General features: G+C 68.0%; 26 protein-coding genes and 2 tRNA genes. 21 read left to right on the top strand and 7 right to left on the bottom strand.

All coding sequences use genetic code 11. The features are described from left to right. Nucleotides 1–6 precede the first annotated feature (6 nt). The 10 genes from alaS (at nt 7) to B4589_RS12420 (ending at nt 10530) form a co-directional block, all read left to right on the top strand. Entirely contained in the window at nt 7–2772 is a 2766-nt protein-coding gene (gene alaS, locus B4589_RS12465; protein WP_079234574.1) for an alanine--tRNA ligase, read from the top strand. Nucleotides 2773–2830: 58 nt separating this feature from the next. After that, the gene (locus tag B4589_RS12460; protein WP_079234573.1) at nt 2831–3460 is read left to right on the top strand and encodes a hypothetical protein; all 630 of its coding nucleotides are present in this window, start codon (nt 2831–2833) and stop codon (nt 3458–3460) included. A 181-nt stretch (nt 3461–3641) separates the two neighbouring features. Next, a complete protein-coding gene (locus tag B4589_RS12455) occupies nt 3642–4409 on the top strand; it encodes an alpha/beta fold hydrolase (protein WP_079234572.1) in 768 nt (255 codons plus the stop codon). A gap of 578 nt (nt 4410–4987) precedes the next feature. After that, nucleotides 4988–6229 (top strand): RNA-guided endonuclease TnpB family protein, encoded by a 1242-nt coding sequence (locus B4589_RS12450; RefSeq protein WP_079234571.1) that lies wholly within the window; start codon nt 4988–4990, stop codon nt 6227–6229. A 66-nt stretch (nt 6230–6295) separates the two neighbouring features. Further along, the gene (locus B4589_RS12445) at nt 6296–6466 is read left to right on the top strand and encodes a hypothetical protein (RefSeq protein ID WP_176330526.1); all 171 of its coding nucleotides are present in this window, start codon (nt 6296–6298) and stop codon (nt 6464–6466) included. After that, entirely contained in the window at nt 6463–7449 is a 987-nt protein-coding gene (corA, locus tag B4589_RS12440; protein ID WP_079234570.1) for a magnesium/cobalt transporter CorA, read from the top strand. Before B4589_RS12445 ends, corA begins: the two co-directional genes overlap by 4 nt. Nucleotides 7450–7501: 52 nt before the next feature. After that, nucleotides 7502–7765: a hypothetical protein gene (locus tag B4589_RS12435; protein ID WP_079234569.1), complete on the top strand. Its 264-nt coding sequence runs from the start codon at nt 7502–7504 to the stop codon at nt 7763–7765. 65 nt (nt 7766–7830) lie between these two features. After that, entirely contained in the window at nt 7831–8787 is a 957-nt protein-coding gene (locus B4589_RS12430) for an AEC family transporter (protein WP_079234568.1), read from the top strand. 124 nt (nt 8788–8911) lie between these two features. Continuing rightward, nucleotides 8912–9754, top strand: a complete 843-nt coding sequence (locus B4589_RS12425; protein WP_079234567.1) for a hypothetical protein — start codon at nt 8912–8914, stop codon at nt 9752–9754. Between the two features lie 98 nt (nt 9755–9852). Further along, on the top strand, nt 9853–10530 hold the full coding sequence (locus B4589_RS12420; RefSeq protein WP_079234566.1) for a type II CAAX prenyl endopeptidase Rce1 family protein: 678 nt from the start codon (nt 9853–9855) through the stop codon (nt 10528–10530). A 9-nt stretch (nt 10531–10539) separates the two neighbouring features. On the opposite strand, the gene B4589_RS12415 is transcribed toward B4589_RS12420, so the two are convergent. After that, nucleotides 10540–11982: an MATE family efflux transporter gene (locus B4589_RS12415; RefSeq protein ID WP_079234565.1), complete on the bottom strand. Its 1443-nt coding sequence runs from the start codon at nt 11980–11982 to the stop codon at nt 10540–10542. Between the two features lie 115 nt (nt 11983–12097). On the opposite strand from B4589_RS12415, the gene mtnP reads away from it, so the two are divergent. Next, on the top strand, nt 12098–12964 hold the full coding sequence (mtnP, locus tag B4589_RS12410) for an S-methyl-5'-thioadenosine phosphorylase (protein WP_079234564.1): 867 nt from the start codon (nt 12098–12100) through the stop codon (nt 12962–12964). A 660-nt stretch (nt 12965–13624) separates the two neighbouring features. Here mtnP and B4589_RS12405 read toward each other — a convergent pair. The 3 genes from B4589_RS12405 to B4589_RS12395 all read right to left on the bottom strand — a co-directional run bounded on the left by B4589_RS12405 (nt 13625) and on the right by B4589_RS12395 (nt 16484). Then, entirely contained in the window at nt 13625–15559 is a 1935-nt protein-coding gene (locus B4589_RS12405) for an ABC transporter ATP-binding protein (RefSeq protein WP_079234563.1), read from the bottom strand. 149 nt (nt 15560–15708) lie between these two features. Continuing rightward, entirely contained in the window at nt 15709–15984 is a 276-nt protein-coding gene (locus B4589_RS12400; RefSeq protein WP_079234562.1) for a hypothetical protein, read from the bottom strand. After that, the gene (locus B4589_RS12395) at nt 15981–16484 is read right to left on the bottom strand and encodes a DUF192 domain-containing protein (protein WP_079234561.1); all 504 of its coding nucleotides are present in this window, start codon (nt 16482–16484) and stop codon (nt 15981–15983) included. Before B4589_RS12395 ends, B4589_RS12400 begins: the two co-directional genes overlap by 4 nt. Nucleotides 16485–16568: 84 nt before the next feature. On the opposite strand from B4589_RS12395, the gene B4589_RS12390 reads away from it, so the two are divergent. From B4589_RS12390 to B4589_RS12380, 3 genes are all read left to right on the top strand, one after another. Further along, a tRNA-Val gene (locus B4589_RS12390) sits at nt 16569–16641 on the top strand. 358 nt (nt 16642–16999) lie between these two features. Then, nucleotides 17000–17536 (top strand): hypothetical protein, encoded by a 537-nt coding sequence (locus tag B4589_RS12385; protein WP_143414342.1) that lies wholly within the window; start codon nt 17000–17002, stop codon nt 17534–17536. 61 nt (nt 17537–17597) lie between these two features. Continuing rightward, nucleotides 17598–17671, top strand: a tRNA-Phe gene (locus tag B4589_RS12380). Nucleotides 17672–18022: 351 nt separating this feature from the next. On the opposite strand, the gene B4589_RS12375 is transcribed toward B4589_RS12380, so the two are convergent. Beyond that, complete coding sequence (locus B4589_RS12375; RefSeq protein ID WP_079234558.1) at nt 18023–18520, bottom strand: hypothetical protein; 498 nt, start codon at nt 18518–18520, stop codon at nt 18023–18025. Between the two features lie 296 nt (nt 18521–18816). Here B4589_RS12375 and B4589_RS12370 point away from each other — a divergent pair, with 296 nt between their 5' ends. The 3 genes from B4589_RS12370 to B4589_RS12360 all read left to right on the top strand — a co-directional run bounded on the left by B4589_RS12370 (nt 18817) and on the right by B4589_RS12360 (nt 21095). Next, nucleotides 18817–19680 carry an alpha/beta fold hydrolase gene (locus tag B4589_RS12370; RefSeq protein ID WP_079234557.1) on the top strand — a complete coding sequence of 288 codons (864 nt, stop codon included), beginning with the start codon at nt 18817–18819 and terminating at the stop codon, nt 19678–19680. A 164-nt stretch (nt 19681–19844) separates the two neighbouring features. Further along, complete coding sequence (locus B4589_RS12365; RefSeq protein WP_079234556.1) at nt 19845–20267, top strand: MauE/DoxX family redox-associated membrane protein; 423 nt, start codon at nt 19845–19847, stop codon at nt 20265–20267. Between the two features lie 45 nt (nt 20268–20312). Next, nucleotides 20313–21095 (top strand): enoyl-CoA hydratase/isomerase family protein, encoded by a 783-nt coding sequence (locus B4589_RS12360; protein ID WP_079234555.1) that lies wholly within the window; start codon nt 20313–20315, stop codon nt 21093–21095. Nucleotide 21096: 1 nt separating this feature from the next. Here B4589_RS12360 and B4589_RS12355 read toward each other — a convergent pair whose 3' ends face one another. Beyond that, nucleotides 21097–21594 (bottom strand): hypothetical protein, encoded by a 498-nt coding sequence (locus tag B4589_RS12355; RefSeq protein ID WP_079234554.1) that lies wholly within the window; start codon nt 21592–21594, stop codon nt 21097–21099. A gap of 123 nt (nt 21595–21717) precedes the next feature. On the opposite strand from B4589_RS12355, the gene nucS reads away from it, so the two are divergent. The 4 genes from nucS to B4589_RS12335 all read left to right on the top strand — a co-directional run bounded on the left by nucS (nt 21718) and on the right by B4589_RS12335 (nt 25005). Next, the gene (nucS, locus tag B4589_RS12350) at nt 21718–22503 is read left to right on the top strand and encodes an endonuclease NucS (protein WP_079234553.1); all 786 of its coding nucleotides are present in this window, start codon (nt 21718–21720) and stop codon (nt 22501–22503) included. A 61-nt stretch (nt 22504–22564) separates the two neighbouring features. Further along, nucleotides 22565–23095, top strand: coding sequence for a 50S ribosomal protein L16 (locus B4589_RS12345; protein ID WP_079234552.1), 531 nt, complete (start codon nt 22565–22567; stop codon nt 23093–23095). Nucleotides 23096–23224: 129 nt separating this feature from the next. Then, nucleotides 23225–23887 carry a CPBP family intramembrane glutamic endopeptidase gene (locus tag B4589_RS12340; RefSeq protein ID WP_079234551.1) on the top strand — a complete coding sequence of 221 codons (663 nt, stop codon included), beginning with the start codon at nt 23225–23227 and terminating at the stop codon, nt 23885–23887. A 32-nt stretch (nt 23888–23919) separates the two neighbouring features. Continuing rightward, a complete protein-coding gene (locus B4589_RS12335) occupies nt 23920–25005 on the top strand; it encodes a carbohydrate kinase family protein (protein WP_079234550.1) in 1086 nt (361 codons plus the stop codon). On the opposite strand, the gene B4589_RS12330 is transcribed toward B4589_RS12335, so the two are convergent. Beyond that, nucleotides 25002–26426, bottom strand: coding sequence for an NAD(P)/FAD-dependent oxidoreductase (locus tag B4589_RS12330; protein WP_079234549.1), 1425 nt, complete (start codon nt 26424–26426; stop codon nt 25002–25004). The two genes, B4589_RS12335 and B4589_RS12330, sit on opposite strands and share 4 nt — an antisense overlap. Between the last annotated feature and the right edge of the window lie 16 nt (nt 26427–26442).

The following is a 26442-nucleotide window of genomic DNA, read 5'->3' as shown; positions in this document are numbered from 1 at the left end:
CCGGTAATGAGTGAGCTCGAGAGCGAGTACCGGCTCGAATACTTCGCGGAGAACGGGTTCGAACGCCAGACCTGTTCGTCGTGTGGCGCCCACTTCTGGAGCCGCGTCGAGCGCGAAACCTGTGGCGAGCCCCCCTGTGAGGACTACGGGTTCATCGACGACCCCGGGTTCGACGAGTCGTACTCGCTGGTGGAGATGCGCGAGGAGTTCCTCTCCTTCTTCGAGGAGCACGGCCACGAGCGGGTCGACCCCGCCCCCGTCGCGGCCAACCGCTGGCGCGACGACGTGCTGCTGACCCAGGCGTCGATCTACGACTTCCAGCCCCACGTCACCAGCGGCCAGTCGCCGCCGCCGGCGAACCCGCTGGTCGTCTCCCAGCCCTGCATCCGGATGCAGGACATCGACAACGTCGGGAAAACCGGCCGCCACACGATGGCGTTCGAGATGGGCGGCCACCACGCGTTCAACGCCGACGAGGGGACCGACTACGCCTACGAGGGCGAGGTGTACTGGAAGGACCAGTGTGTCGAGTACTGCGAGGAGTTCTTCTCGTCGATGGGCGTCCCCCGCGAGGAGATCACGTTCATCGAGGACCCGTGGGTCGGCGGCGGCAACGCCGGCCCCGCCTTCGAGGTGATCTACAAGGGGCTCGAGCTGGCGACGCTCGTGTTCATGATGCTTGAGCAGGACCCCGACGGCGAGTACGAGATGAAGGACGGCAACACGTACTCGGAGATGGACCGCCGAGTCGTCGACACTGGGTACGGGATCGAGCGCTGGACGTGGATGAGCCAGGGCACGCCCACGGTGTACGAGGCGATCTACCCCGAATCGATCGAGTTCCTCAAGGAGAACGCCGGGATCGAGATGACCGAGGCGGAGCAGGAGCTCGTCCACCGCGCCTCGAAGCTCGCGGGCCACATGGACATCGACGAGGCCGAGGACATGGAGGCCGCCCGCGACACCATCGCCGAGCGGCTGGACGTCCCCGTCGAGCGGCTCGAGGAGCTGATGGAGCCGTTGGAGTCGATCTACGCGATCGCCGACCACGCGCGCTGTCTGGCCTACATGTTCGGCGACGAGATCGTCCCCTCGAACGTGGGGACGGGCTACCTCGCCCGTATGGTGCTCCGCCGGACGAAGCGGCTGGTCGACGACGTCGGCGTCGACGTGCCGCTGGACGAACTGGTCGACCGCGAGGCCGAGCGACTCGGGTACGAGAACCGCGACACGATCCGCGACATCGTCCGCACGGAGGTGCGCAAGTACGAGGAGACGCTCGAACGCGGCCGGCGGAAGGTCCAGCAGCTGGCCGACGAGCACGCCGAAGCCGGCACGCCGATCCCGACCGAACAGCTGATCGAGCTGTACGACTCCCACGGGATCCAGCCGTCGATGGTCGCCGAGATCGCCGCGGAGCGCGGCGCCGAGGTGAACGAGCCCGACGACTTCTACTCGCTGGTCGCCGAGCGCCACGACGCCGAGGAGGCGCTCGAGGAAGGGGAGGGGACGGCCGACCGCGTCGATGACCTCCCCGAGACCGATCAGCTCTACTACGAGGACCAGGACCGCATGGAGTTCGAGGCGGTGGTTCTCGACGTGCTCGAACGCGAGGAGGGGTACGACGTGGTGCTCGACCAGACGATGTTCTACCCCGAGGGCGGCGGCCAGCCCGCCGACCACGGGACGCTCGTCAGCGAGGACGGCAGCGTCGAGGTCGTCGACGTGCAGTCGCGCGACGGCGTGATCCTCCACCGCACCACCGAGAGCCCCGGGAAAGGCGAGTTCGTCACCGGGCAGATCGACGCCGAGCGCCGCCGGCGCCTGATGCAGCACCACACCGCGACCCACATCGTCGGCGCCGCCGCGCGGCAGGTGCTCGGCGACCACGTCCGACAGGCCGGCGCCCAGAAAGGCGTCGACAGTTCGCGGCTGGACGTGAACCACTACGAGCGAGTGAGTCGGGAGGAGGTCAAGGAGATCGAACGCGTCGCCAACGAGATCGTGACCGACAACACCAGCGTCCGCCAGGAGTGGCCCCAGCGCCACGAGGCCGAGGAGGAACACGGGTTCGACCTCTACCAGGGCGGCATCCCGCCGGGCGAGAACATCCGGCTGATCCACGTCGGCGACGACGTGCAGGCCTGTGGCGGCACCCACGTCAGCCGGACCGGCGACGTGGGCGCGATCAAGATCCTGAACACCGAGCCCGTGCAGGACGGCGTCGAGCGGTTCGTGTTCGCCGCGGGCGAAGCCGCCATCGAGGCGACCCAGGACACCGAGGACGCGCTGTACGCCGCGGCGGACACGTTCGACGTGAACCCCGCGGACGTCCCCGACGCCGCCGAGCGCTTCTTCACCGAGTGGAAGGAGCGCGGCAAGACCATCGAGGAGCTCAAAGGGCAGCTCGCCGAGGCCCGCGCGGGCGGCGGCGAGGACGCCGAGGAGGTCGAGATCGACGGCACGACCGCCGTGATCCAGCGCATCGACGCCGACGCCGACGAACTCCAGGCGACCGCGAACGCGCTCGTCGGGGAGGGGAAGATCGCGGTCGTCGGCTCCGGCGCCGACGACTCCGCCCAGATCGTCGTGGGCGTCCCCGACGGCGTCGACGTCGACGCCGGCGAGGTGATCGGCGAGCTCGCCCGCAAGGTCGGCGGCGGCGGCGGCGGCCCGCCGGACTTCGCCCAGGGCGGCGGCCCCGACGTGGAAGCGCTCGACGAGGCGCTCGACGAGGCGCCCGACGTGCTGCGGAAGAAGCAGACGGCCTGAGCGGTTTTTCTGCCGACCCCGGCACAAAGGTTTCAACTGACGCCGCGGGAGTGTCGGTATGCGAAAACCGGTCCCCGCAGTCGCGCTCGCGGCTGCGATCCTCCTCGCCGGCTGCATCGGCGGCGTCGGGACGGACGGGTCGGCGACCGCCACGCAGACGGCGACTGAGACGCCGACCGTGACACCGCCCACGAGTACGGACGAGTCCGAGCGCGTCGTCGCGTACGAAGACCTGAACGACCAGCAGCAGGCGGCGTTCCGGGACGCGATCGACGGCGAGGCGAGCTTCGTCCCGAACACGTCGTACGTGAACGACTCCGCAGGGTACGAGTTCGAGCACGTCGACCCGTTCCAGGAACACGAGTACGTTCGGTACGACGGCGACCAGTACCGGATCTCGACCACCCAGGGGGAGCTGTACGCGTCCTACCAGATCCGAACATCCGTCGGCTCGCCCGACGAGAACGCGACCGTCGTCGCGCTCGAAGAGCTCCCTGACCGCGTTCGCGACGAGGTCCGGACGGCGATCATCGAGGGCGAGTACTACGCGCCGTACGGGAAATGGGGCTCGCTCCCCGAATCCCTGCAGGACGCCGAGTACGTGCGGTACGAGAACCGGACCTACGAGACGGGCTACGCCGTCGGCGACGCGTGGGCGACGGTGGTGACCGTCGAGGAAGTCGAGTGAGGGGGGTCAACCGCTACCGCTTCGCCAGCCGGCCGTCACACTGCGGACAGCGGTTCGGCGCGGCGCCCGCGAGCTCGGTCATTGTAGCAGTCCGAACAGCGCAGCGCGCCACAGCGTTCGCACTCGGGCATGGGCGAACGCCGCCGGAACGGTCAACACCGCCCCGCCCGAACCGCCGGGCGTGCCCTACGCGAGCAACGACGGCGTCTCGCTGTACTACGAAACCGAGGGCGACGGGGAGGCGGTGCTGTGCTGTGGCGACGTCGGCCTCGGCGCGTGGCAGTGGGGCTGGCAGCACGCCGCCCTCGCCGGCCCGTACGAGGTGATCGTGGCCGACACCCGCGGCTGCGGGCGCTCGGACGACCCCCCTGAGGACTGCACCGTCGAGACGCTGGCCGAGGACGCTGTCGCCGTGCTCCGGGATCACGGCGTCCGGTCGGCCCACGTCGTCGGCGCCGGCCTCGGCGGGATGGTCGCGCTCGAACTGGCCCGCACGACCGGGCGCGTGCGCTCGCTCACGCTGCTCGGGACCGCGCTTGCGGGCGACGGCTACGACCCCGAGCCGATGTTCGCGCCACCGACCGACGAGGCCGCGCTGCGGACGTCGATGGAAGCCGTGTTCTCCCGCGAGTTCGTCGACGAGCAGGCCGACGCGATCAGCCAGTTCGTCGAGTGGCGCGCCGCCGAGGACGCCGACCGCCAGTCCTGGGAGCGACAGGCCACCGCGCTCGACGCCTTCGCCGTCGAGGCGCCGTACGAGATCACCGAGCCCGCACTGGTGGTCCACGGCACCGACGACCGACTCTGCCCGGTCGATCGGGGCCGCGAACTCGCCGAGGACCTGCCGAACGCCGAACTGTTCGAGGTGGCGGGCGCCGGCCACCTCGTCGGCGTCGAGGCGTCGAAAGTCGTGAACGACCGGCTGGGAACGTTCCTGGAGTCGGCGTAGGCGCGGCCGGCTTTATACTGGTCAGCGAGGCGAATACCCCGACCCACTGTGGTCGGGGATGAAGCCGACAGCCCGGGCGGTATTCAGATAAGCACTGAAACTGGCTGGTCGCGCTCGGCGTTTCAGCCGGCAATCTTGGTGGATTGAAAGGGCGAGGCGTTTGCCGGGCGGTGTCGCCGCCCGGCCGCTGGAGGGAGCTCCGCTCCCTCCTTGCTCGGCGAACCCCGGCGTCGACGAGAGCGAAGTGGTTCGAAAGAGCGAAGCTCTTTCGTCATGCCGAGAGGCGCGAAGCGCCTCTCGTAGCACTCTCGTCTGCCAACCAGAAACCGGCGGTTTCTGGTGACGACGTAAGCACGAGACGAGCAACGCGAGCGAACGCGCGTGGTTCGAGAGAGCAAAGCTCTCTCGTCATCACGAAAATCTCCGATTTTCGGACGACAGCGAGCCGCGGGAGCCGAGACAGCCGAGGGCTTTCAGTTGTTGCCGGCAACGCTACCGCTGCAAACTCCTTATCTGAACACTACCACAGCCCGTGACACAAATCATTAAGTGAATACATCGGTAATCAAGCGACAGCGATGGAGTACAGTCACCGCTACCACGCCTATCCGACAGGAGAGGTAGCGGAGCGACTGGACCACCATCTCGACGTTCATCGCCAACTCTACAACCACGTCCGCTGGGACTACGAACAAGCCCCAGCGGACGATAAACCGTCCGAGTACGACCAGAACAACAAGCTCCCGGAGTGGAAGCAACGGTGGCCGGTGTTCAGTGAACTGCACTCGAAGGCCGCGCAAGCCACCGTCGCCCGCTTCCATCGGAATCTCTCGACCCTCAAAAAGAAGAAAGCGAACGGGCACAAGGTTGGTCGGCTCAAACGGCAAGCACCCACTGAGTATCGGAGCGTGACGTACAACCAGTCTGGTTTCGACCTCGATGAAAAGAGGGACCACGGCAAGTACGCATACGTCCGCTTCAGTAAGATTGGCTGGGTGAAAATCCGGTACTCCCGCCCGATCCCCGACCACGCCACCATCAAGGAAGTCACATTTAAGAAGGAGACAACCGGCGAGTGGTTCGTCTCCTTCGGACTGGAAACCGACGATGCTGACCTGCCGACGAAACCCGACGTGGGCTCGCTGAACGCGAGCAACAGCGTGGGTATCGACCTCGGGATCCAGAACTACATCCACACTAGCGACGGCAAGACCGTGGACTGGCTCGATCTCGAAGACGAGTACGAGCGATTGTGCCGTGAGCAACGCAAGCTCTCGCGGAAAAACCACGGGTCAAACAACTGGGAGAAGCAACGCCAAGAAGTTGCGAAGGTCAAGCGTCGTATCCAGCGGAAGGTGCTGGACTACCAGCACAAGTTGACGACGTGGCTCGTTAACGAGCACGATGCCGTGTTCGTGGAAGACCTCGATGTAGCGGGGATGCTTCAGGGCGACGGCAACGCTCGGAACAAGCAGGACGCAGCGTGGCGACAACTCATCACCTTGCTCGAATACAAAGCCGATCTGTACGGCACGCACGTCGTACAGGTCGAACCTGAGGGAACAACGAAGGAGTGTGCATCTTGTGGCGTGGAGACAGCGAAACCCATCTGGGTGCGAGAACACTCCTGCCCGTCGTGCGGATTCGAGACGGACAGAGATGCAAACGCCGCGATGAACGTCCTCCAACGCGGCTTTGCTGAACTAGGGCTGGGATGGCCCGAAACAACGCCTGTGGAGACTGTGACCGCTACGGACACGACTCAGTTCGAGTCTGTGTCTGCAAGTCACGTCATCGAAACAGGAAGCCTGCCCTCGTAAGAACAGGATACCTCGCGCCACCGTGCGCGGGGTAAATTCAACTACCCGTCCCTCCAACGCGAGCGCATGGAACGACGGAGAGTCGCGGGCGGCGGCCTGTTGGTCGCCGGCCTCTGTGGCTACGTCGCCGGGATCTACGCCCCCTACCCCGGCCGGGCGTTCTCGCTCACGGCGGTGATGGTCGGGGTCGTGCTCGTGGCCATCGGCGACGGCGCGGCGATGGAGGGGGAACCATGACGCTCCAGGCGGTCGTCTACACGAGCGACGGCGTCGAGGAGTACGACGACGTTGGCGCGGCAATCGACGCCCCGGGCGAGACGTGGGTCCACGCCTCCGGCGAGGAGCAGTCCGATCTGGCGGCGCTCCGGGAGCGGTTCGACATCCACCCGCTGGCGGTCGAGGACGCGCTCGACGAGAACACCCGGCCGAAAACCGAGGAGTACGCCGATCACACGTTCGTGCTGGTGAAGACGACGAAGCTCAGCCAGCGCGACGACGTGGCGTTCGGGAAGGAGATCCACACCCAGTCGGTTGGGCTGTTCGTCGGCGACGGCTGGCTGGTGACGATCGCGCCGCCGGATCTCGAACTGGTGGCACCGACGGCGCCCGCCTGGACCAGAAACAGCAGCCGGGTCGCCGACCGCGGCGCGGATTTCCTCGCTTACCGCGTGCTCGACGCCATCGTCGACGACTACTTCGACGTGCTCGACGAGATCGAGACCGACATCGAGGCCGTCGAGGAGCGAGTGCTGAACCACCCGGAACCCGAGATCCTCGAGGAACTCAACGGCGTGCGCCGGGACCTGCTCGCCTTCCGGAAAGTGGCGTGGCCCGCCCGCGAGGCCGTCTCCTCGCTCTCCCGTGGCGACATCCCGCAGGTCGCCGAGCGCAACGAGAAGTACTTCCGGGACGTGTACGACCATCTCGTCCAGGTGGTCGACCTGATCGAGACGTACCGCGACCTGACCGGCGGCTCGCGTGATATCTACCTCAACGCCGTCTCCCAGTCGACCAACGACGTGATGAAGACGCTGACCGTGGTCGCGACCATCTTCATCCCGCTGACGTTCGTCGTCGGCGTCTACGGGATGAACTTCTCGGGCACTCCCTTCGCGATGCCGGAACTCGGCTGGACGTACGGCTACCCGGCGACGATGCTCGGAATGACGCTGGTGGCGGCGCTGATGCTCGCGCAGTTCCGGCGGCGCGGCTGGCTCTGAGGGGTCGCCAGCGTTGGAAAAGCGTATGTGGTGAGCGTGAGCACCGGCGCCCATGTCCTCGCAGATGCCGTTCGTCGATCCGGAGACGGGAGCGATAGACAGGAACCGAGTTCTCGCGGAAGCCATCCCCCTCGCGAAGCTCGTCGGGCTGGTCGTCGCCGCCGCGCTCGTCCCGTTCGCGGTCGTGCTGCTGCTGGGCGAGTACTCGACGATCGGGCGTGGGTTCGTGCTGCTCACGCAGTTCGTGCTCGCGGTCGGGACCGGGATCGTCCTGATGTACATCGTCGCCCGTGGGATGCAGGTCGCCGAGGAGTAGCCCGACACAACCACTGATCGCCGGAACCGAACCCCTCTTGACTCGCCCGCCGCCACGCTACGGTAGTGTCGCTGGTCTCCATCTTCGCGTCGGCGATCCTCCCGATCGTCCTGATCGCTGGCGTCGGCGTCGTGCTCGGCCGAGCGCGGGACGTCGAGCCCGGCCCGCTCAACACCGCGACGGTGTACGTGCTCGCGCCGGCGCTGGTGCTGCACAGCCTGCTCGACACGGGGTTGGGCAGCGGGACGCTGCTCCGCATCGCGGCGGGGGTGACGGCGTTTACGCTCGCCATGGCCGGCCTCGTCGAGCTCTCGGGCCGCCTGCTCGGCGTCGACGACGCGACGCTGTCGGCGCTGGTGCTGGTGGCGACGTTCCCCAACGCCGGCAACTACGGGATCCCCGTCAGCGACTTCGCGTTCGGCAGCGTCGGCCGTGGCGTGGCGGTGCTGTACGTCGCGGTCCAGTCGGTGCTGATGTACACCGTCGGCGTGTACGTCGCCTCCCGCGGCGGCGGGAGCGCGGGGGTGGGCGCGCTCAAGCGCGTGTTCCGCATCCCACTGATCTACGCGGTCGCCGGCGGCCTGCTCCTGCGCGCCGTCGACCTCGTACCCGCGAGCGACTCGACGGCGATGGAGACGCTCCAACTGGTCGGCGACGCCTCGATCCCGGTGATGCTGCTGATCATGGGGATCCAACTGGCGAACACCGACTTCGGCACCGCCCTCCCACAGCTCACCGTCGCGACCGTCGGGAAGATGGTCGTCGCGCCCGTCGTCGCGGTTGGCGTCGCGCTGCTGCTCGGCTTCGAGGAGCCGACCGTCGCCCGGACGTTCGTGCTGGAGTCGGCGATGCCCGCGGCGGTGACGCCGCTGGTGCTGCTGATCGAGTTCGCCGACGACGTGGAGGTCGGCGGCGTCACGGCGCCGGAGTTCGTCTCGACGACGGTGGCGGTGACGACGCTTTTGTCGGTGCCGCTGCTGACGCTGCTGATCTCGCTGTTGCAGTCGGGCACGCTGATCTGAGTCGGGCCGATCATTTATCTTCGATACTCCGTGAGTGGATCGAGAAACCAGAACAGTTTGAATAATCAGTGATAACTTTGAAGTAACCGTCCGGAGAAAAAAACGGACACCCCGCTGATCAGCCATGATCCGCCCCACAGCTCCCTCGCGCCGGACGCTCGCGGTACTGGTCGCCCTCCTGCTGGCACTCACAGCCGGCTGTAGCGGTATCGCCGCGGACGACACGCCGACGGCTGTGCCCGATACGGAGACGGTGAACGGCGAGCCCGCCACGGCCACGGGGACCGTCACCGAAACGACAGCCACGGAAACCCCAGAGCGACTGGCGCCCGGCGTGACCGAGTCCGGCGTCGTCGACTCCTACGAACTCGCACAGTCACACCGGAACGTACTGGCGGCGACGACGTACACGACGACCGGAACGACCCTCATCACCCACGACGGAACAGAGCTGCGCCGGGTCACGGCCGTGACCGCCGTCGGAGCGGGCGAGCGCTCGCTGTTCCGGCAGAACAGTTCCGTCGGTGCCGAAGACGTTCGACGCCCCGCGAACGTCACCGTGTTCAGGAACGACTCGGCGCGCCGCCAGCGCGTCGTTCACCCTAACGGGAGCGTCAAGGTCCGGCGGGGCGTGAACGTCACCCCCTACCCCGAGGCGGGTCACTCGTTCGACCGGATCTACACGCTGCTGACCGCGACCGACGTCGAACTGAACGGAACCGTCGAGCGGGACGGCGAAACGCTCTACCGACTCGCCGCCGCCGGCGAGCCCTCCGCGGAGTCGTTCCGGAACGTCTCGGCGTACCGGATGACGATGCTCGTCGACGCTGACGGGCTGATCCACGAGTACACCGTCGCGTACGACACGACTCGGTTCGACAGGGACGTCCGCGTCCGGACTCGGTACCGCGTGACCGCCGTCGGCAACACCAGCGTCGACACGCCGGCGTGGGTTGGTGAGGGCTGAGCAGCCGACACGCGGTCGTTCCCCCAGTCGACGTTCCGCGTCGAGAAGCGCCCGCGAACCCCGGCCTTTTCGTGACAGTGGGACACCGTGTTCGACGGATGCCCCCGCTCACCACGCTCGCCGGCGTCGCGGTCGCGTTCGGCGGCTACCCAGCCCTCCGGAACGCCGCGGGTCGGATCGATCTGCTCAGCCGACTGCCCGGCGACGAGACGACCGGCGAGGACACGCTGAAGTGGCTCGTGACCGGTGCGGTGCTGGCGTTCGTCCTGTTCGTCGAGAACGCCGGCGTCCGCTCGATCGGCGCTCGACTCCCCGACCCGATCCCCGTGCTGGGCGTCGACGGCGTGGCGGGCCTGCTCGGCTGGTGGATACTCGGCGTGTTCGGAACGCTCGTGCTCTCGACGGTCGCCTACAACGTCTTCCGGCACTTCGATCTCGACACCTCCGCGGAGTTCGCGGCCGAGCAGGCCGACCGCTCCACGCCGGCGTTCCTGTTCACCGCGGCGACGGCGGGCGTCACCGAATCCGTGCTGTACCAGGGGTACCCGATCGGGCGGCTCGCCGACCTCACCGGGAGTCTGCTGCTCGCCGGCGCCGTCGCGTGGGTCGCGTTCACCGCCGTCCACTACGCGACCGGCCGGTTCTCCGTTGAGGGGACGCTGTTCACGAGCGCGCCGGCGTTGGCGATGACGGTGCTGTACGTGCTCTCCGGGAGCGTCTACGTCGTCGTGCTGGCCCACGCGACGGTGAACGTACTCACGCTCGTCTCGCAGTGAAACCTTTCGTCAATCGTCCCCCGGTGGCGGGACGTTCCGCGTCGGCGACATCGGCTCGGTCGTGACCACCGCGGACTTCCACGTCCCCCGGGAGAGCCACGCGACGGCGGCGATCGCGCCGACGATATCGCCCAGCGCGACCGCGGTCCAGACGCCCGTCGGCCCCCAGCCCATCGGGAACGCGAGCAGGTACGTCGCCGGGAGGCGGACGACCCACAGCGCCAGCAGCGAGAGCGCCAGCGCGGTCGTGGTGTTGCCCGCGCCGCGGAACGTCCCCATCGCGACCTGGAACACGCCGAAGAACACGAACGCGACGCTCGCGATCCGGAGGTACGTCGCGGCGTGGTCGATCGTCTCGACGGCCCCGGCCGTCGTCGCGGGGAGGAACAGCGCCACGATCGGCTCCGGGACCATCGCAACGACGACCGCGACGACCGAGAGCACGGCGACGACCAGCCCCGCGCCGAGTTTCATCGCACGGGTCGCGCGCTCGGGCTCGTCGGCGCCGAGGTTCTGGCCGACGGCGGTATCCATCGCCTGCGAGAGCCCCATCGCGGGCAGCGTCACCACCGAGATCAGGCGGTTGCCGAGGCCGTAGGCCGCGACGACGGCGGGCGGGAACGTCGCGACCATCGCGGTGGCGGCGACCATCGCGAGTGCGGTGCCGGACTGCTCCAGCGCCGTGGGAACGCCGAGTTCGACGATCTCGCGGACCGGGCCGGGTTTCGGGACGAGGTCGCGGAGGTGGATCTCGGGCCCGAGATCGGTGCCGAACAGCACGTACAGCCCCGCGACCGTCGCGATCGCGCGTGAGGTGACCGTCGCGATCGCGGCGCCCTCGACGCCCAGCGGCGGGAAGGCCCACCAGCCGAAGATGAGAAACGGGTCGAGCGCGACGTTGACGACGACCGAGAGCAGCATCACCACCAGCGGCGTGCGGGTGTCGCCGACGCCGCGCATCAGCGCCGTGAACACGAAGAAGCCGAACAGCGCGGGCGATCCGAGGAAGAACACCCGCATGTACTCCGCGGCGTAGGGGACGACCCGCTCGGCGGTCGCGGGGTCGGTCGGCAGCATCGCGAGCAGCGGACCGGTTGCGAGGAAGCCGACCGCGCCGACCGCGACGGCGACGAGGCTCACGAAGCCCAGCGTCTGGCCCGCGATCCGGCCGGCCGCGCGATCGCCGCCCGCGCCGGTGTGCTGGGCGACCAGGATCGCGCCCGCAGCGGTGAACCCGCCGCCGATGGAGATGACGAGGAACACGAGCGGAAAGGCGAGGCTGAGCGCGCCGACGGCGTCCGCCGAGAGCCGGCCCAGCCAGATCGTGTCGACGAGGTTGTAGGCGACCTGAAGGAGCTGGATCGCCACCAGCGGCCACGCGAGGGCGAGCAGCGGGCGGAGCAGCGATCCCCGCGTGAGCGAGGAGCGTTCGGCGTGCGTGGAGGAACTCATTACGTATCGAAAGTCGCGGGGGGTCTTGAACACGAGCAACAGACGGTAGCACGGTGCATCCCCGACTGCCGCCGAACCGCCCCCGTTTATTCCGTTGGGGGGAGAACGGTCGCCCATGACCATCGGCTTCATCGGCGGATCGGGTATCTACGAGGCGCTCCCGCTGAGCAACACCCGCGAGATCACCATCCAGACGCCGTACGGCGAGCCGTCGTCGCCGGTCACCATCGGCGAGTTCGGCGACACCGACCGCGAGGTCGCGTTCCTCCCCCGGCACGGCCCGGACCACCAGCACTCGCCGACGAACCTCCCCTACCGCGCGAACATCTACGCGCTGAAGCAGGTCGGCGTCACCCACGTGCTCGCGACCAACGCGGTGGGGAGCCTGCGCGAGGACCTGCCGCCGCGGACGCTCGTCGTGCCGGACCAGATCTATGACCGCACGAAACACCGCGACCTCTCCTTCTTCGGCGACGGGATCGTCGTCCACCAGCCGTTCGCCCAGCCGTACTGCCCGGAGATGGTCGACCACCTCAGCGACGCCGCCGAGCGGGTCGACACGGACGCCGGCGTCGAGGAGGGCGGCACCTACGTCTGTATCGAGGGGCCGCAGTACTCCACGAAGGCCGAGTCGGAGTTCTACCGCGAGCAGGGGTGGGATATCGTCGGCATGACCGCGATCCCCGAAGCGAAGCTGGCTCGGGAGGCCGAGATGTGCTACGCGACGCTTGCGGGCGTCACCGACTACGACGTCTGGAAGGAGGACCACGAGGTGACGCTGCAGGAGGTGCTGGAGAACGCCAGCGCCAACGAGGACGCGATCAAGGCCGCCATCGAGGAGGCGATCCGGGCGTTCCCCGAGGACCACGAGTGTAGCTGTCACAGTTCGCTGGAGGGGACGATCAACACGCCGACGGAGGCGATTCCCCCGGAGACCCGCGAGCGCGTGGAGCTGTTCGTCGGGGAGTATCTGGACGACTGAGGCGGTCGTTTTTCGTTCGGTGACTGCGACAGCAGTTTTCTCGGTTCGGCGGCGTATCGCCACGGTGTCTCACCCAGTCAACAGCAACAGCATCTCGATCGTTGACCACTTGTGACCGCAGTGCGCCGGACACGAGGTCCATCATCAGAAATCGGAGATTTCTGATTGGCAGACGAGAATCAAAGATTCTCGTCAACGGCGCTGCACCGAGTCCCCACCCCTCCCCGCGCGGCCTCGCGACCGTTGCGAGGCCGCGGCGTCCACCGCGACCGCACCGCGGCGGCGGTCGGCGCGAAGCGCGAGCACCTCCGTGTGCGAGTCAGAGTGGGACCGAAGGTCCCACAGGCCGTACGGGCGACGCACGGGTCGCCCGTACGACAGCGCGAGGGACGACTGACCGAGCGCCAGCGAGGGAGGGAGTCGGCTGGGGAGGAAGCGAGGCGGGAAAACTCGCCGCAGGCGAGGCAAACCGCCTCGATAGCGAGCGGCGAACGAAGTGAGCCGCGAGCAGTGTGGGCTGTGCGGGCGGTGCGGTCACAAGTGGCCATGCTCACTCCGCGGTCGTGTTCGCGGTCGAACCAACGGAGTCCGTGGTTCTGTTCGCAGTCGAAACGAGGAAAGAACGGTTCCCGAGAAAGGCGTCTGCGCCAACGAAGTTCCCTAGTCGTCGTCCACGTCGACGTCGGCCTGCGCGTGGCGCTCCTGGGCGCGCTCGATGAACTCCTGGGGGAGCTCGTCGATCTCGCCGGCCTGCACGCCCCAGAGGTGGGCGTACAGTCCGTCCTTCGAGATCAGCTCCTCGTGGGTGCCGCGCTCGGCGATCTGGCCGTCCTCCAGCACGAGGATCTGGTCGGCGTCCTTGATCGTCGACAGCCGGTGGGCGATCGCGAACGTGGTGCGGTCCTCGGTCAGCTTGTCGATGGAGCGCTGGATCAGCATCTCCGTCTCCGTGTCGACGTCGGAGGTCGCCTCGTCGAGCACGAGGATCTCCGGGTCCTTCAGGATCGCGCGGGCGATCGAGAGCCGCTGGCGCTGCCCGCCCGAGAGCTTCACGCCGCGCTCCCCGATCTCGGTCTCGTACCCCTCGGGGAGGTTCATGATGAACTCGTGGGCCTCAGCGGCTTTCGCGGCCTCGACGACCTCCTCGTGGTCGGCGTCGAACGTGCCGTACTCGATGTTGTCCGACACCGTCCCGTAGAACATGAACGTGTCCTGGGAGACGTAGCCGAGCTTCTGGCGGAGCGAGGGGATGGTCACGTCGCGGATGTCCTGGCGGTCGATCTCGATCGACCCCTCGTTCACGTCGTACATCCGGAGCAGGAGCTTCAGCACCGTCGACTTCCCGGCGCCCGTCGGACCGACCAGCGCGAGCGTCTCGCCGCCCTCGACCTCGAAGTTGATGTCCTCGATGATGGTCTCCTCCTCGTCGTAGCCGAAGCTCACGTCGTCGTACTCGACGTGGCCCTCCGTGACCTCGAGCTCCTCGGCGTTGGGGTCCTCGACGATCCGGGAGGGCGTGTCCATCAGCCCGAACATCCGGGCGCTGGAGGCGCGAGCCCGCTGGTACATGTTGATGATCGAGCCGAACTGCGCCATCGGCCAGATGAACCGCTGGGTGTAGAGGATGAAGGAGGCGAACGTCCCGGCCCGCAGCGTCTCCTGGCCGCCGGTGATCCACACCGGCGCCTCGCCGAGCACCCAGAGCCCGCCGACCGCGAACGTGATCACGAAGCCGACGCCGGCGATCACCCGCAGCGCGGGGAAGAACTTGATTCGGGTCTCGATCGCGTCCCAGTTGGCGTCGAAGTACTCCTGGGAGACGTCGTCGACGCGGTCGGACTCGAAGCGCTCGGTGTTGAACGTCTTGATCACCTTGATGCCGCCGAGGTTGTTCTCGAGGCGGCTGTTGAGGTGACCGACCGTCTGGCGCACGTCGGCGTACTTGGGCTGGATGATGTCGATGAACTTCCAGGTGATGACGGCGATGACCGGCACGGGCACCAGCGACACCACCGCGAGTCGGGGGTTCATCCAGAACATGATGGCCGCGATGCCGATCACCATCACCGTGAGCCGGAACATGGAGTTCATCCCCTCGTTGAGGAACCGTTCGAGCCGGTTCACGTCGTTCGAGAGGATGGACATCATCTCGCCGGTCTGCTTCTCGGCGAAGAAGTCCATGTTGAGCCGCTGCATCTTGTCGTACGTGTCCGTTCGGACCTGATGCTGGATGTGCTGGGCGAAGGAGTTCCAGCCCCAGTTGCGCACCCAGTGGAACGCCGAACCGCCGAAGAAGGCGAACGCGAGGATGCCGATGCTGAACCAGAACTGCTCGGTCGTCCCGTTCGGGATGAAGCTCTGGGGGACTAGCGGGAGGTCGTAGGGGGCGTCGTCGCGGAACACGGCGTCGATCGCGATCCCGAGGATCAGCGGGGGAAGCAGGTCGAGGACGCGAGCCGCGACGCTGCCGAAGAAGCCGACGACGAAGTAGAACGCGTTCGGCACGCCGTACTCCTCGAACAGCCGCCGCATGGGGTTATCCGTCTTCTGACGGATATCCTCGAAGGGGTCGTCTTCGTCAGCGGGGTGTGACATTACTTACTCTCCGAGACGCGAGGGGTATTCAAAAACCTTTACGAATCGAAACACGTCGTTCGGGAGTGACGCGGCGGAAATCACCGGTATCGGTCGAGCGTTCTGGGGAAGAAAGTAGCTTCCGGTGGTGTGGGTCGCGTGGACGACACTCACAGCGACCGTTGCTCGACCGCCGGATCGACGCCGACAGCGTCGAGGTCCTCGCGGATCCGCGCACGCAGCGGGTCGGGGACGGTGTCGCGGCCGACGGGAACGGCGGTCTCGCCGTCGCCTTTGACTTTCCAGTAGAGCACGCAGTCGCTGGGCGCGTAGTACTCGACGCTGTAGCGGTCGCCGTCGCCGCGGTAGTGGACGCGGGCGGCGAACTCCTCGGCGACCCAGCCCTCGCGGTCGGCCAGCGCGTCGACGGCGTCGTGTTCACTCATGCGTTGGCCTCCGTGGTCGGCACGGCGGTCCGGTTCCCCTCGGGGATCTCGGCACGGTCGCCGACCTCGATCCCGTGCTCGGTCGTGAACTCGTAGGGGACCTCGACGACGTACTTCCCGTACCCCTCGTAGGTGGGGCTCTCCTCTCCCTCAGGCGGAACCTCGGCGTGGTGGATCGTCGTGATCGTGCCGTTCTCGGCGACGAACACCATGTCGATGGGGAACGCCATATCGCGCATCACGTAGCCGTGGGTCGCTTCACGGGGGTGGACGAACAGCATCCCCTCGTTCGGCCCGAGCGACTCGTGGTCGCTCAGGCCGGTGTAGCGCTCGTCCCACGTGTCGGAGACGTTCACCGTGACGGTGGCGAGTTCGGTCCCGTTCTCGCCGTCGACGAACGTGACGGTCGTCTGCTCGGTGTCGTCGAAGAGGAGGTACGCGCCGGCGCCGGCGACGGCAGCAAGGACCACGAGGACCGCGAGCAAGGAACGGTTTCGCACGGGTACGACGTGGGGTTACGGGGTGCTAAGCGTTGCGACGCAGAGCGAAATCGTTATTCGCGCCGCGTGGGTGTTTCGGGGTACGGGCTCGTGGTCTAGTGGTTATGACGCTTCCCTTACAAGGAAGAGGCCGGTGGTTCAAATCCGCCCGAGCCCACTACTTCTGTGCGAGCGAAGCGAGCACGAAGTAGTGACAGCGAGGGCGATTTGAACCAGGGAGGTCGCGCGCAGCGAAGCGAGCACGTCCGACCGTGGTTCCAAATCCGCCCGAGCCCACTTCTGACGCCGCAACTGCGAGGAGTGAAGCGACGAGCCTGCGGCGTCTGAATGGTGTCGAAGGATTTGTACCCTGCAAGACGAACGCAGTGAGTCTTGCTCCGGTTCCAAATCCGCCCGAGCCCCTCCCATCGACCCCACCACCGTTCCAACCCTTCACTCCCCCAACCACACCGTGCCCAACAGACCTATTGGCGGCGGGGATGACCGCCCAGTGAGGCCAGTTCGACGCGATACACATGGATCGGAAACACATCGCGATCGCGGCAGTCGTCGCCGTGGTCGCACTGGGAGGGATCGCCGGCGCGCTGATCACCGGGATCGGCCCGTTCCCCGGCGGCGACGAGGGGAGTGCGGGGCCGTCGACGCCGTACGAGGACACCGTCGTCGTCGGAGGGGGTGGCTCGGGCGACGGCGGCGGTGACGGGGGCGCCACGGAGTCCCAGCAGCCGTTCACCTTCGTGATCCAGGAGATCACCAAATGCGGTCAGACCTGTCGGGACGTGAACGCCACCATCACGAATCAGCAGGACCAGACGGCCGAGGGCGTCGAGGTGCACTCCGAGATCTACACCGACGGCGACCTGATCTGGGAGGGGACCTCCGAGGCCGGCGCACTCGCGTCCGGCGAGTCCTACACCGACACCAAGCGCGTCAAGCTCAGCTACGGCGAGGCGTTCAAAGTCCGCCAGAACGACGGGCAGATCAGGGTCAAGACGTACGTCCGAACCGACGAGACGACGTACGTGTTCAGCGACCAGCGCAACGTGAGCTGATCGTCGCCGGGTCGCGGTTTTTCGAAATCCTTAATGCTGGATCGGGCGTTCGTTCGTCTGCGCCGCCTTAGCTCAGACTGGGAGAGCACTCGACTGAAGATCGAGCTGTCCCCCGTTCAAATCGGGGAGGCGGCATAGCTTTTTCACACGAATCGCATTCGAGAGTTTCGACTGAAGATCGAGCTGTCCCCCTCCCCGCGAGCGAAGCGAGCGGGGGCTCGGAAGACGAGCGGAGCGAAGTCTTCCGGTGGTTCAAATCGGGGAGGCGGCATTTTCCTGCGAACCAACGAGGGAGCGGAGCGACCGAGCTGTGAGCAGTGAAAATGCTCCCGACCCGATTTGAGCACGGAAGTCACAGCACGCGAACGCAGTGAGCGCGACCGTCTTCCGGAGTTCAAAATCGGGGAGGTGGCATCCCGTTTTCGACACGAATCAAGTTCGACAGCGACGGTCGACTGTCTTCCGGAGTTCAGAATCGCGGAGCCCCTACGAACTCGTCGAGTTCCCGGCCGCGAACTCGGAGAGGCTCGTACCGACGCGGAACCCGATCGATTCGTCGACCTCCGTGGAGCCGAGCGCGACTGCGAGCATCTGCTCCTCGGGGTCGTCGATCGTCACCGTTTCGCTCGCTTCCGACTCGCCCTCGATCTCCGCGTCGTCGAGTTCGATCGTCGCCTCGTACGCACCTGCGTCGCCCCACACGTCGTCGTACACCGCGGTCGAGTCGTTGTCCTCCGAGTCGGCGTGTGCGAGGTCGAACGTCGTGTCGAGAACCGTCTCGTCCGACGGCCCAACGACGACGATCGAACCGCCGAGCTGCCGGTCGGTCTCGTTGAACACGTTGACCTGACCCAGCAGTTGGTTGCCGAGGAAATCCACCGCGGCCGTACAGCCGGCCGTCGCCGTCAGTATCGCCGTCCCGCCCGCCGCGAGAACCGTCCGTCTGGAGGGGGAGTCGCCGTCGCAGGGAGTCCAAGCAGTCATGGTCCGTCCGAAGGGGCCACCCGAGAGGGAATAAACGGCCCGGGGCGGTTTCTCGACGTGAAACACCCGGGGAGCCCCGAGGCGACAGTCGGGGCACGGTTGGACGGCCGGCTACAGGGAACAGCAACCGTCTCCGCCGGCTGTGAGAACGTCAAGCCAAGAAAGGTGTTCCGGGCGAACGCGACTGTGGCTCCCCTCGCCGAGACCGTCCCGGATCCGCGAACCGCTACTTCTTTCAGGTCACTGAAACACTGTTCACGGTGACCGCACGACCGCGTAGTCGCAGCGGGTTCCGCATGACGACACCCTCCACCACGCAGTGGTCGACGTTCAGCACAGTTGAGGACCGACAGGTCGCCTTCACCGAGTACGGCGACCCAGACGGCGTTCCGGTGCTCTTCCTCCACGGGACGCCCGGATCGCGTCAGCTCGGCGAACTGTTCCACGCCGACGCCCGCGATCTAGGTGTCAGACTGATCGCGCCCGACCGTCCGGGGTACGGCCGCTCGGACCCGTGGCCCGAGCGCTCGATCGCCGACGCCGGGACGTACCTCACCGACCTTCTCGACGACGCCGGCGTCGAGACGGCGGGCGTGATCGGGTTCTCCGGCGGCGGCGCTCACGCCCTCGCCCTCGCGGCGACGCATCCCGACCGCGTCGGGGCTGTCGACGTCGTCGCCGGCGTGACGCCGCCGAGCACCCGGGAGAAGACGCCGACACCACAGCGCGTGCTCTCGGCACTGGCGAGCGCGACGCCGACGCTGCTCGGCGGCCTGTTCCGTGGGCAGGCGTGGCTCGCCGAACGGCTCGACCCCTCGTTCGTGCTCACGCAGTACACCGACGACCCCGAGTCCATCCCGGAGCGAGCAGGGACGGTAGTGAAAGAGGAGTTCCTCGAAGCGTTCGCCGAATCGAGATCGGGCACCGTCACCGAGTTCCGCAACACCGCGGCGGCGTGGGGCGTTCCGTTCGACGCGCTCGACGCCGACGTTCGCTTCCGGCACGGCGGGAACGACACCAACGTCCCGATTGCGAGCGCGCGTCGACTGTACGAACGGATCCCGTCGGCCGAGTTCCACGCCCTCGACGACGCCGACCACCTCCAGACGTTGCTGCGTGCGGCCCCGGATGCGCTTGCGGCCCAGGCCGACGAGTCGTAGCCCCTGCCCGATGGCTAGCGCTCCCGATCAGGCGTCCAGAGTTCGTTCCACGGCTGGTGCGAAGGACGTTGTACCGGTAGTCGACACGCCGGATGCCGACACCTCGACGGGGTCTTGCCGTCCGCGGGGGAACGTTCTTCGCGCTGGCGACCCACCTCTGCTCGATGAGCGACCCCGACGCCCCCTCCGACCGCGAGGGGCGGCCACTCCGGTACGTGATGGGGCTGTTGTACGCCGTCGCGGGCGTGAGCCACTTCCTCGCGCCGCGGGCGTTCGCACGGGTGGTCCCGCCACAGCTCCCGCGGCCGAAAGCATTGGTGTATCTCTCCGGCGTCGCCGAGATCGTCCTCGGCATCGGCGTACTGTTCGAGCGAACGCGCCGGCGCTCGGCGTGGGGGATCGTCGCCCTGCTGATCGCGGTGTTCCCGGCGAACGTGTACACCGTGACCGACGACGTGGCGCCGGAGCTGGTGCCCGACCGGTTCGCCGACGCTGCCCGCGTCGCGGCGTGGCTCCGGCTCCCGTTCCAGGCCGTGCTGGTGGGCTGGGCGTGGCTGTACACGCGACCGGACGGGAGCGGCGACTGATCTCACCCCGGTAGCTCTTTGCCGGCGCCACGACCACCGCCGGGCATGCCCGAGTACGGCCCCTACCGCCACCTCGACGTCACCGTCGAGGACGGTCTCGCCACGCTCACGATCGACCGCCCCGGGACGCACAACGCGCTGAACACCGCCGCGATGCACGACATCGACCGGGCGTTCGCCGAGATCGGGAGCGACCGCTCGGTCGACGCGGTGGTGATCGAGGGCGCCGGCGAGGCGGCGTTCTCCGCCGGCGCCGACCTCGCGGAGTACGCCGGCCCGACCGAGGAGCACGACCCCACACAGCGCGAGCGACAGGAGCGGTTCCACGAGATCTTCCGCGCCCCGCACGACTGTCACGCGCCCGTGATCGCGAAGATCGACGGGTTCTGCGTCGGCGGCGGCCTCGTGCTCGCGCTCTACTGCGATCTCCGGATCGCCAGCGAGCGCTCGACGTTCGGCCTGCCCACCGCCGCGGTCGGCCTGCTGCCCACCGGCGGCGCGACCCGGCGACTGGTCGACGCCGTCGGCGAATCGACCGCGAAGGAGCTGGTGTTCACCGCCGAGCGGATCGACGCGGCCCGCGCCCGGGAGGCCGGCCTGCTGAACGGCGTCGTCCCCGCGGAGTCGCTGGACGAGCGGGTCGCCGAACTCGTAGCGTCGATGAGCGAAGTGGGTGACGAAGCCAGAGAACGGGCGAAGCGGGCGATCAACGCCGCCGTCGCGGCGCCTGACCCCGCGGCAGCGCGGGCCCGCGAGGCGTCGCTGTGGTGGGAACAGTTCGAGAGTTCGGAGCGCCGGGAGCGCGTCGACGCGTTCCTCGACGGGTAGCTCAGTTCTCCTCGTCGGCTTCGGCGTCGTTCGCGTCCGTCTCGTCGACTTCCGCTCCCTCGTCGGCTTCTTCGGCTTCTGCGTCCGTCTCCTCGTCTTCCTCCTCGGTCGCCGCAGCTTCTTCTTCACCGTCCTCGGCCGCTTCGTCCTCCTCCGCAGCCGATTCCTCGTCGTCCGCCGGGGCTGCCTCGTCGCCTTCCTCCACGGTCCCCTCAGCTTCCTCGTCGCCTTCCTCCGCCTCGGCCGCTTCGTCCTCCTCCGCAGCCGCCTCGTCGCTCTCGGCCGCTTCCACGGCGTCCATCGCGTCGGCGGCGGCGCCGTCGACCGGCTCGTTCGCCTCGTTCTCGGCCGCGACGGGGCCGGCGCCGCGGACGACGCTCTCGCTGGGGGTGTCCTCCTCGTCGACGCCCTCGTAGTTGTACATCAGGTACAGCATGGACCCGATGATCAGGACGAGGAAGCCGATACCGCCGACGTAGGTGAATATGGGGTCGACCATACCTCCCTCTACCTCCGGGGGGACTGTATGTGCTACGGCTTCCGTTCGGCGGCTGCGGCGGCGTTTCGCGCGGACCGCCTCGCCGACCGTCGGCCATTTGTCCGTCCGCGACCAACGAGTGGTGTGAGCGCGACCACTCTCCACCGGCCCGCCCACCGCGACGCGCTGGAGGCGCTGTCGGTCGCGTTCGACCGGGGGGAGCTGGTCACCGTGTTCGGCCGCTGTACCGTCGAGTACGACGGCCGCGCGGCCTCCTCGCTGGGGCCGGGCGACCGCCTGCTGATTCTCAAACCCGACGGGACGGCGCTGGTCCACACCGACGAGCAGCGCACGCCAGTGAACTGGCAGCCGCCGGGCTCCGAACACCACGTCGCGGTCCGCGACGGCCGCCTGCGCGTGCGCAGCGAGCGCGAGAACCCCGACGAGACGCTCGACGTGCGGTTCGAGCGCGTCGAGCAGGTGTCCGCCCTCCCGGTCACCGGCGGCCGGAGCGTCGACGTGTACGGCAGCGAGGAGGACCTCCGACAGCGGATCCTCGACGACCCCGACCTCGTGGAGCCGGGGTTCGAACCCGAAGCCACCGAACGCGAGACCGCGGCCGGCCCCGTCGACGTGTTCGGCCACGACGACGAGGGGCGGCCCGTGATCGTCGAACTCAAGCGACGCCGCGTCGGCCCGGATGCGGCGGGGCAGTTAGGCCGCTACGTCGAGGCACTCTCCCGTGAACTCCCCGACGATGTCGAGGTTCGCGGGATTCTCGTCGCCCCGTCGGTGACCGACCGAGCCCGGGAGCTGCTGGCCGAGAAGGGGCTCGCACACGTCGCCGTCGAGCCGCCGGACGAAGCGAGACCGTCGGAGGACGGCACGGTCGGGGGGGCCTCCACGCCGGTCGAGCGTGAAGACGGCTGACGGGGCGGGCGTGCATCGAAGGCTTTAATCGCTGCCTGGGCGTCAAAACAGCCAAGTAGCTATGTCTGACAAGCCCGCCTCCATGTACCGGGAGATCGACAAGCCGTCGTACACCCGGCGCGAGTACATCACCGGTATCCCCGGATCGAAGATCGCCCAGCACAACATGGGCGACCTGCAGGCAGATCCCGACGACTACCCCGTCAAGATCTCCCTGCGCCCCGAGGAGACGCTGCAGATCCGCCACGGCTCGCTCGAGTCCGCGCGGCTCTCTGCCAACCGTCACCTGATCAAGGAGCTCGGCGAGGGCAACTACAAGATGGTGCTCCGCAAGTTCCCCCACGAGGTGCTCCGGGAGAACAAGCAGGCGACCGGCGCCGGCGCCGACCGTGTCTCCGACGGGATGCGGCAGGCGTTCGGGAAGCCGGTCGGCACCGCCGCCCGCGTCGACAAGGGCGATAGCGTCTTCACGGCCTACTGCGACGTCGAACAGGCCGACGCCGTGAAGGAGGCGTTCCGCCGCGCCTACAACAAGATGTCGCCGCCCTGCCGCATCGTCGTCGAGCGCGGCGAGGAGCTGCTCGTCCGGTAACCGCCCGCGTCCTTTTCGCCGCCGACCGATCGAACGGTCACCTGCAGGATCGATCAGCTGTTTGATTAGTTCCGTACCTGTCCGAATTCTACGAGAACACTGAACACAGCCGAGGAATCGGGAACCCGTATGGCAGAGCATCCGGTCCCCACCCTCCCACCCCTCACCCTCGGAAACGTCGCGCTCGCCCTGCTCGGACTCCCGCTGTTCGTCGTCCTCCTGGGAGTGACCGACACCGACCTCCACCCGATAGCGACCATCGGCGTCTACTGCGCGTTCGCGGCCGTCGTCGTCGGCGTCGCCCTGTACGGCGAGGAGCTATCGCCGGCCGACATCGGCTTCCGGCGGCCCGAACTCGTCGATTTCGCGTACCTCGTCGCGACCACCGTCGTCGTTCTGGCTGTGTACGTCGTGACGCCGCCGCTGATCGAGTCGCTGGGGCTGCCCGTCCGATCGGGTGCCGGCGCGATGGGCGCCGGCGCCGGGATCGGCGTGGCGATCGCCCGGTCGGTGACCAACGGCGTCGTCGAGGAGATCCTCTTCCGGAGCTACCCAATCGAACGGCTCCTCGCGTCCACCGACAGTCCGCTGCTCGCCGGCGGCGTCACGTGGCTCGTGTTCACGGCCGCACACGCGCTGAACTGGCCGCTCGGGAGCCTCCTCCAGACCGCGCTGGTCGCCGCGGTGCTCACGGTCGTCTACCTGCGTCGGCGCACCCTCCTCCCCGTCGCCGGCGCGCACGTCCTCGTGTGGGTGTTCGCGACGCTCGGCCAGCACTACGGCGGAGCGTAGCACCCTTCCACCCCGGGCGCGAACGCTGACCCGTGCCCTACCAGCGTCTGGCCCGACGGCTGGCCGACGACCCCGCCCCGACGGTGAGCACGCTCCCCGACGGGAGCGTCGACCGCTACTGTCGGCTCTCGGCGGGCGCGCTCGACCCCATCGAGCGCCGGCAAACGTTCGTCCGCGAGACCGAACGCGGCGGCCGGAAGGGGTTCGGGCTCGACCCGGAGTTCGTCGAACCCGGCGGGCAGGCGGTCAACACCGCCCAGCAGGCCCACGCGCTGGGCGCGGACGCGACCTGCTACGGCCACCTCGACGACCCCGAACCGGGGCGTGACGCCTTCGCGGACCTGCCGTTCGACACCGTCTCGATGGGCCGAGCGGCGATCGTGAACGTGCTCGACTTCGCGGACGAGGACCTGATGCTGGTCGAAGCATCGCCCGACATCCCCGAGTGGGAACTCGCCGACCTGCGCGAGGCCGCGCCGCTGCCGGTCGTGTTCGGCGCCGACAGCGAGGGACGGAGTCCCTCTAGCGACCGGGCGTCGCCCGGTCATGCGGTCGCCTGCGCCAACTGGGTGTCGACCCCGGGGATGGCCGACGCGTTTCACGAACTCGGCGAGGCGTCGCTCCCGCGCGTGCCGTTCGTGTTCGACCCCGGCGACGTGCTGGGGAGCGATCCCGAAGCTCACCGCGAACTCCGGGAAGCAGTCCGCGCACTCGGGGACAGCGTCGACATCGCGCTCTCGGTGAACCGGACCGAACTGAAGGCGATCACCGCCGCGCTCCCCGACCCGCCGGCGCCGCCCGTCGACGACGAGGACCGCGTGATCGCGATCCGTGAGGGGACCGACGCCGCCGCGGTCGTGAAACACGGGAAGGAAGAGGCGCTAGCCGCGACCGAGGAGGGGATCGTTCGCGTGGACAACCCCGTGGTCGAGGACCGCCGGCAGATCGGGGGTGGCGACCGCTTCGCGGGCGGGCTCGCGGTCGGGCTGGGCGCCGACTGGGAGTGGCCGGTCGCGCTCGCCTGCGGGAACGCGTGTGCGAGCCACTACGTCGCGACCGGCGAGACCGCGTCGGCGACCGTGCTGCGGGAGTGGCTGGTCGAGAACGGGATCGCCTAGTCGAGGCGGTCGACCGCGTCGCGCAGTAGCCCGTCGATGATCTCGGGCGTCGTCGGGTGGAACGCCCGATCCGGGATCTCCCGGGCATCCAGCCCCATCTCGACGATCACTTGCATCGTCTTGGCCATGGCATCGGCGTGGTAATGCAGCCCCTGATAGCCGACGACCGTGCCGTCGCGGGCGACGACGAGTTCCGCGAGGCCGCGTGACGCGTCCTTGGTCTTGAACACCCCGTCGTCCGACGCCTGCCGGCGCGTGACGATCGGATCGTCCAGTTCCTCACGGGCGGTCTCGGCGGTGTGGCCCACTCTGGTGTACGGGTAGACGCCGGCGCCGGTGAACATCACGTGGTGAGGGGTGAACTCGAACGCCTCCAGTTCCTCGTCCCGGCCGTGTGCGAGGATGTTCTCGGCGGCGAGCTGCCCCTGCTCCTTCGCGATATGCAGCAGCGGCTCCTTGTCGTTCACGTCGCCGGGGAAAAAGAGCGTCTCGGCGTCCGCGGCCTGCATCGTGTCCTCGACGAACCCGGGGCCGACGTCGACGCCCGCGGTTTCCAGCCCGAGACCGTCGACGTTCGGGCGGCGGCCCGTGAAGAGGAACAGTTCCTCCGCATCGATCACTCGTTCCGCTCCTGAGTCCGTCTCGCAGGTGAGCCGAACCCCGTCGTCGGTCGGTTCGAGCGCCTTCTCGTCGGTGGTCGTGAGGATCTCGACGCCGAACTCCTCGCGGTACATCTCGAGCAGTTCGTCGCCGAACGCCGGCGGCGCGTCGTCGAGCGGTCGCTCGTCGTGCTCGATCACGGTCAGATCGACGCCCGCCTCCGCCAGGTAGGGGACCATCTCCAGCCCGACGTAGCCAAAGCCCATCACTACCCCCGAGTCCGGGAGCTCGGTCGCGTCGAGCACGTCCGCGGAGTCCATGTACTCGACGTCCTCGATCCCGGGGAGGTCGGGGACGTTCAGCGTGCTGCCGGTACTGACCGCGACGTAGTCGGCGTCGAGCGTGCGGGTCGGGTCGCTCCCGGGACCGTCCTCGTACAGTTCCACGCGGTCGGCGCCGTCGAGGCGCGCGGTCGCGTGGACGAACTCGACGCCCTCGCGCTCGGCGAGGTCGTGGACGTGCCCCCGGCGGTGTTCGGCGAAACCGAGGACGTGATCGTCCTTCGTGTCGACGATCGATTCGAGATCCATCTCGTGGGCGCCGCCGTCGAGGCGGTGGTCCGCGCGGGCCTGGTAACGGTGGGCAGCCGCGGAGAGCACCTCCTTCGACGGCATACAGCCCCGGAGGATACAGAGCCCGCCGCCGGGCTCGCCGTCGTCGACGAGCGTGAGACGATCGATCTCCCCGCCGACGTGGTCGACCAGTCCGTCCGCGACCGCGACGCCGGCGCTACCGTAGGCACCGATGATGACGACGTGCATAGTCGCGCCACGGGTT

The organism is Halolamina sp. CBA1230 (assembly GCF_002025255.2).
Classification (GTDB): domain Archaea; phylum Halobacteriota; class Halobacteria; order Halobacteriales; family Haloferacaceae; genus Halolamina.
This window is presented reverse-complemented; position numbering and strand designations above follow the sequence as displayed.

What these genes read in the sequence shown, in the direction of transcription:
- B4589_RS12340 (WP_079234551.1), top strand. Translation starts at nt 23,225, where the DNA reads ATGGCAGAGCATCCGGTCCCCACCCTCCCACCCCTCACCCTCGGAAAC.
- B4589_RS12460 (WP_079234573.1), top strand. Translation starts at nt 2,831, where the DNA reads ATGCGAAAACCGGTCCCCGCAGTCGCGCTCGCGGCTGCGATCCTCCTC.
- B4589_RS12355 (WP_079234554.1), bottom strand. Translation starts at nt 21,594, where the DNA reads ATGGTCGACCCCATATTCACCTACGTCGGCGGTATCGGCTTCCTCGTC.
- mtnP (WP_079234564.1), top strand. Translation starts at nt 12,098, where the DNA reads ATGACCATCGGCTTCATCGGCGGATCGGGTATCTACGAGGCGCTCCCG.
- alaS (WP_079234574.1), top strand. Translation starts at nt 7, where the DNA reads ATGAGTGAGCTCGAGAGCGAGTACCGGCTCGAATACTTCGCGGAGAAC.
- B4589_RS12365 (WP_079234556.1), top strand. Translation starts at nt 19,845, where the DNA reads ATGAGCGACCCCGACGCCCCCTCCGACCGCGAGGGGCGGCCACTCCGG.
- B4589_RS12375 (WP_079234558.1), bottom strand. Translation starts at nt 18,520, where the DNA reads ATGACTGCTTGGACTCCCTGCGACGGCGACTCCCCCTCCAGACGGACG.
- B4589_RS12370 (WP_079234557.1), top strand. Translation starts at nt 18,817, where the DNA reads ATGACGACACCCTCCACCACGCAGTGGTCGACGTTCAGCACAGTTGAG.
- B4589_RS12345 (WP_079234552.1), top strand. Translation starts at nt 22,565, where the DNA reads ATGTCTGACAAGCCCGCCTCCATGTACCGGGAGATCGACAAGCCGTCG.
- B4589_RS12420 (WP_079234566.1), top strand. Translation starts at nt 9,853, where the DNA reads ATGCCCCCGCTCACCACGCTCGCCGGCGTCGCGGTCGCGTTCGGCGGC.
- B4589_RS12330 (WP_079234549.1), bottom strand. Translation starts at nt 26,426, where the DNA reads ATGCACGTCGTCATCATCGGTGCCTACGGTAGCGCCGGCGTCGCGGTC.
- B4589_RS12405 (WP_079234563.1), bottom strand. Translation starts at nt 15,559, where the DNA reads ATGTCACACCCCGCTGACGAAGACGACCCCTTCGAGGATATCCGTCAG.
- B4589_RS12445 (WP_176330526.1), top strand. Translation starts at nt 6,296, where the DNA reads ATGGAACGACGGAGAGTCGCGGGCGGCGGCCTGTTGGTCGCCGGCCTC.
- B4589_RS12385 (WP_143414342.1), top strand. Translation starts at nt 17,000, where the DNA reads ATGGATCGGAAACACATCGCGATCGCGGCAGTCGTCGCCGTGGTCGCA.
- B4589_RS12425 (WP_079234567.1), top strand. Translation starts at nt 8,912, where the DNA reads ATGATCCGCCCCACAGCTCCCTCGCGCCGGACGCTCGCGGTACTGGTC.
- B4589_RS12435 (WP_079234569.1), top strand. Translation starts at nt 7,502, where the DNA reads ATGTCCTCGCAGATGCCGTTCGTCGATCCGGAGACGGGAGCGATAGAC.
- B4589_RS12450 (WP_079234571.1), top strand. Translation starts at nt 4,988, where the DNA reads ATGGAGTACAGTCACCGCTACCACGCCTATCCGACAGGAGAGGTAGCG.
- B4589_RS12415 (WP_079234565.1), bottom strand. Translation starts at nt 11,982, where the DNA reads ATGAGTTCCTCCACGCACGCCGAACGCTCCTCGCTCACGCGGGGATCG.
- corA (WP_079234570.1), top strand. Translation starts at nt 6,463, where the DNA reads ATGACGCTCCAGGCGGTCGTCTACACGAGCGACGGCGTCGAGGAGTAC.
- B4589_RS12400 (WP_079234562.1), bottom strand. Translation starts at nt 15,984, where the DNA reads ATGAGTGAACACGACGCCGTCGACGCGCTGGCCGACCGCGAGGGCTGG.
- B4589_RS12360 (WP_079234555.1), top strand. Translation starts at nt 20,313, where the DNA reads ATGCCCGAGTACGGCCCCTACCGCCACCTCGACGTCACCGTCGAGGAC.